Genomic DNA, 3729 nt, shown 5'->3' on the forward strand with positions numbered 1-3729 from the left:
TCTTTACTCCGAGCTTTGCGCCGTGGATTTTGGCGATATTTGCCGCGATGGCTAGACCAAGGCCGCTACCTGCGTTTAAGCTTTTATTTCTTGAACCCTCGGCTTGATAAAATTTATTCCAGATTAGCTCGCTATCTTTTTGCGAGATGCCAGCGCCATTGTCTTTTACAGATAGTAGCGCGTGCGTTTTGGTTGCGCTTAATCTTAGCTCGATTTTGCTCGCGGTAAATTTTAAAGCGTTGCTTAAAAAGTTATCCGCTAGCCGCGAAATCATAAGTTCGTCACCCAAAATTTCAACGTTTGGCGCTATGTCGCGGCTAAATTTTATCCCTTTGAGTTCGGCCAGTTTTTCGTAGTCTCTGGCGAGATTTTGCAAAATAGAGCTTAAGCTCACGCGCTTTAGCGTTAAATTTCCGCCCGATTCCAGCTTTGAGAGCTCCAAAATTTGATCTATCAGCGAGGCGATCTTCTTTGACTGCCTGGCGATGACTTCCAGTGACTCCTTGGCTTCGTTTAAATTTTGCGCGTAGCTTGCGGCGTAGTCGCTCTCGGCTATGATGACGGACACCGGCGTGCGCAGCTCGTGAGAGACGTCGGAGGTGAGCTGCTTTTCGTTTTGATAGACCTTTTCGAGAGAATCCAGCATCGAATTAAATACGCTCGCAAGCGCGTGCAGCTCGTCTTTGCCCGCAGGCAGCTCGATTCGCTTTGAAAAGTCCTTGCTAGCGCCGATCTCAAGGGCGGTTTTAGACATCGCAGCGACCGGTTTCATCGCGTTTTTTATCGTCTTGTAGCCTCCGTAAAGCACGAAGGCGAAGAGGATCGGCACGAGCAGGGCCAGAGCCAGCAAAAACAGCCCCTCTTTTTTAAAAAACCCATCTGCGCTTATCACGCCTCTGATCCAGACTCCCTGATCCTCGGTCGCGGCGTCGTAGTAGTAAAAGCGGGTTTCGCCGTTTTCATAAAGCCGCACTTCGCCGCCGTCCATTTTCAGCGAAGTTTCAAAATTTTTAGGCGCTAGACCGCCTGTCACGTCACCGTTTGCGCTGTATTTTATGAAAAATATCCCGTCATCGTAGGGCTTGAATTCTTCCATATCGCTAGCGATTTTAGCGACCGATTTGGCTAGCTTTTTTTGACTTACGTCCTCAAAAATTTCATCCGCCGCGACCGCCGAAATAGCAATTAAAGCGGCTACGATAACGAGGATAAAAAACGAATACCAAAGCGTCACGCGCGCCGTGATGGGGATATTTGCGAGAGAGCGTTTAATCCTTAATAACATAGCCGAGCCCTCTTTTGGTTTGGATTATTTCGCACTCGCCGAGCTTCTTTCTTATATTTTTAATAAGCACATCGATGACGTTTGAGCCGCCCGTGTAGTCGAAGTCCCAAACGTGCTCTTTGATCTGATCGCGGGTTAGAATTCTGCCCCTATTTAGCATCAAAAACTCTAAAATTTCATACTCTTTGCCCGTTAGCTCGATGTTTTGCCCGCCAAGTTCGACCGATTTTTTAGAAAGATCGATCTTTAACTCGCCTGCGTAAATTTCATTAGCGGCGCTACCGTTGTTTCGGCGAATGAGCGTGCGCGCCCTTGCCAGCAGCTCCTTAAAATCAAAGGGCTTAACCAAATAATCGTCCGCGCCCGCATCGAGTCCTTTTACGACGTCATCCACCTCATCCTTTGCCGTCAGTATCAGTACGGGAGTCGCAAGCTTTGCGGCGCGCAATTTTTGCAAAAACGTAAGTCCGTCCATCACCGGCATCATAATATCAAGCACGATGAGATCGTAGCGCGCCACGGCGGTAAAGTCCATCGCCTCCTCGCCGTTAAACGCGCTATCGACGCTATATCCGTCTTTTTTGAGGTGTTTTACGATCACGTTGTTTAGGTCAATTTCATCTTCGACGACTAAAATTTTCATCTCCGCCCTTTTTAAATTTTGCCCGCTATTTTATCAAATTTAACTTTTGATTTTCAGCTTTAAAATTTCGCCGCCCCTCGCCGCGATCTTAAAATCATACGAAAAGCCGTTAGATTTGGCCTTTGCTTCATAAAAATACTCGTCGCCCCGCAAGCCCGAAGCATGTCTTTTGACTAGATAAATTTGGCCGAATTCTATCCCGCTTGCGTCCGTTTTTAGGCGGTTTGCGACGATCTCCTTGATAATGGCGCGCGAGATGATCTGCGCACCGTCAAATTTCGCCTGCTCCTCGTTTATTTTTGAAAGCTGCGCTTTTTGCGCTTCGTCTTTTAGCTCGCTTGCGGTATCTGCAAGCCACAGCCCTGCCCTGCCGGCACAAACTAGTGCGCTGGCTGCGCTTTGCAGCGAAATTTCGAGCGCTTTTTTAAATAAATTTTGCGCTTTGCATTTCGGAGCGCCCACGCATATTTTTTCCGCGCTTTCGCCTACCTTGCTCGCGTTTTGATCTAAATTTTTGTAGCCCTGCTCCGCCCCGCTTTCGCCGGAATTTCGCTCGGCGCTTTCATCTAAAATTCGGTTTAGATTTTCAACCGTGCTTTCCTCGCCGTTTTCATCTAAATTTAGAGTGCTTTTGCTCGCCACGCTCGCGCTATCGTCTAAATTTACACCGACGTTTGCGTTTAAATTTTCATCCGCGTTTTCGTTAAAATTCGCGCTCAAATTTTCCTCCGAATTTCGCCCGCTAGTTTTCTCATCTAAATTTTGATTCGTATTTTTGCTCATCTTTTTTCCTTTGCCTAAATTTCGGCGCCCGAAGCTACTCGGGCGCATAAAATCACTTCGTGTAGTTGCCGATAATTTCGCCTGTTTGAGCGTTTATTATCACCTTTTTCTCGCTCATGCCTTTTTAAGCTCGACCTCGTAGATCCAAACGCCGTTTTTATTCTCAAGATCGGCCTCATCAAGGCTCCAGCCAGCCTCAAGCGCTAGCGCCTTATCTGCGGCCTCGTCGATGCTAAGAGCGAACTTTGAAAAGTCTATCGCCTCGTTTGGCAATATAAATTTTTTGTTTTTAACCTCTTGTTTTACGATCTGCCCGCTTGCGGCGTCGATTTTGATCTCTTGTTTTTGATTGTCTTTAAAAGACTCTATCTCATAAAAAGTCGCCCCTTTTTTAACATCCATTGATATATCCTTGATCTTTGAGCCCGGGAAATTTTTCTCCGCGATGTTTAAAGCCTCCTTGGACGTGATAGCCTGCAAGCTCGTCGCACCTAAAACCGCCGCTAAAACCGCTGCGCCTAATAACTTTGTCATTTCTGATCCTTTTGTTTTGATTTCCAACTTTCGTTTGGATGAGCGCATTATAAAAGTCTTAAATGAAGCTAGGATGAATAAGATGAGTTTTTGAAAAAATTTCTAAATTTAATATATCCATGCACAATGACGCCATAAAATCAGCCCTAATTCTCATTTAAAATTTAACGTCGCTACCGATTCAAAAATCTCTTTTTGTATAAAATTTCCGTTAGTATCAAGAGTATAGGTCTTGCCTAGAAAGTAGAGCTTAAAGCCCGTTATCTCGCCAAAAACAGGCAGCGATTTCGTCTTTTGGTAGTAGTCTTTAACTACTTTAGAGATTATATTTAGCTGCTCGTCTAGAGCCTTAAAACATAGTTCATCTAAAAACGGCGTTAGGCTGATATACCTTAAGTACTGCGCCATAGCAAGGGCGAAAATCGGCTCGTTAAATCTCTTAAAATTTGTATCTATGTAGATATAAGAGCCTCTAAATTTCGCT

At 45.4% G+C, this 3729-nt stretch carries 4 protein-coding genes and 1 pseudogene; all 5 read right to left on the reverse strand.

Going from position 1 to position 3729, the window contains the following annotated elements; genetic code table 11:
* Window positions 1–1285: HAMP domain-containing sensor histidine kinase (locus Q0314_RS08375; RefSeq protein ID WP_298058200.1), on the reverse strand; the 1285-nt coding region annotated here is incomplete at its 3' end.
* Window positions 1269–1928, reverse strand: a complete 660-nt coding sequence (locus tag Q0314_RS08380) for a response regulator transcription factor (protein WP_298058202.1) — start codon at window positions 1926–1928, stop codon at window positions 1269–1271. The genes Q0314_RS08380 and Q0314_RS08375, both read right to left, overlap by 17 nt.
* Window positions 1929–1967: 39 nt before the next feature.
* Window positions 1968–2711: a hypothetical protein gene (locus Q0314_RS08385; protein ID WP_298058204.1), complete on the reverse strand. Its 744-nt coding sequence runs from the start codon at window positions 2709–2711 to the stop codon at window positions 1968–1970.
* A 114-nt stretch (window positions 2712–2825) separates the two neighbouring features.
* Window positions 2826–3245: a PepSY domain-containing protein gene (locus Q0314_RS08390; protein WP_298058206.1), complete on the reverse strand. Its 420-nt coding sequence runs from the start codon at window positions 3243–3245 to the stop codon at window positions 2826–2828.
* A 153-nt stretch (window positions 3246–3398) separates the two neighbouring features.
* A pseudogene (locus Q0314_RS08395) lies at window positions 3399–3729 on the reverse strand (hypothetical protein); the annotation flags it as partial.

The organism is uncultured Campylobacter sp. (assembly GCF_938040115.1).
GTDB lineage: Bacteria > Campylobacterota > Campylobacteria > Campylobacterales > Campylobacteraceae > Campylobacter_A.